Here is a 1,011-nt window from a genome sequence, read left to right as displayed (position 1 = left end):
AGCTCGTCTACAGGAGACAAGAACAGTGGCGGTGAGTCTAACCCAGCCTCGTCAAGCGTTAAGTCGAGCAGCTCAGAGGAGGGGGGTGGTGATGACTTGGATGGGACAAGTAGCTCTAGTGAATTGGAGGATTTGTCCTGTTCTCCGGAAGAAGAAGGCCAAGTACTTGAATTTACGCTTACGGGGAAAAAGTATATTTGCAAGAATGGCCTGTTGACTGAAATTGCCTCCTCCAGTTCGGCTGTGCCGACCAGCAGCTACTTCGACATGTCGAAGCAGTTCAACGAGAAGGTGTCTTACGGCGAGTTCACCGACCCGCGCGACGGGAAAAAATACCGTACGGTTGAACTAAAAAATGGCGTGTTCATGGAATCCTACACGGTTTTCGCGGAGAATCTGAACTATGGCAAGATGATTTCTGGTGGGTCTGTTCAGGAGGACTCCACCAAGTACTGCTACGATGACGATCCGTGGTATTGTGAGAACGGCTGGGGCGGGCTGTACACCTGGAGCAGAGCCATGAACTTCCCCGCCGTCTGCGATAGCTTCTCCGTTGCTTCGGAAAAATGTCCGAATAAGTTTAATCTAGAAAGCGATAATGAAGAATTTAATGGAAAATATTATTTTGTTCAGCATCAAGGAATATGCCCGGAAGGATGGCATATAATGAATGAAAATGAGTGGGTTGAAATATCCGAAAAGAGTAGCCGTGATGTCGCGTACTACATGGGCTCAAAGGTTGCCGGCTTCGGTAGCAACAACTACGGCCTGTCGATACTGCCTGCGGGTGAATGGAACGCATTGAACAGCAGTTTTGAGGTTATTTCAACATTTGCTTTACTTTGGTTGCCTCAACAATATCCAGAATACGATGACTGTGCTTATGCAGCAATGGTAAAAACAAACAAGTTCAATAGATCATCGAGAAGTGGAAAAAGTCAGGGACTTTCCATCCGCTGTGTAAAAAACTACTAACTATAACAAGATTTTAAACAAATTAATAAAGCCTTT

The 1,011-nt window shown here is 45.9% G+C and carries 1 protein-coding gene; it reads left to right on the top strand.

Translation table 11 applies throughout. The features are described 5' to 3' along the window. Window positions 1–975, top strand: a 975-nt coding sequence (locus BUB38_RS15705) for an FISUMP domain-containing protein (RefSeq protein WP_217650904.1), incomplete at its 5' end; no start/stop codon positions are given. Between the last annotated feature and the right edge of the window lie 36 nt (window positions 976–1,011).

It is taken from the genome of Fibrobacter sp. UWH5 (assembly GCF_900142505.1).
Classification (GTDB): domain Bacteria; phylum Fibrobacterota; class Fibrobacteria; order Fibrobacterales; family Fibrobacteraceae; genus Fibrobacter.
This window is presented reverse-complemented; position numbering and strand designations above follow the sequence as displayed.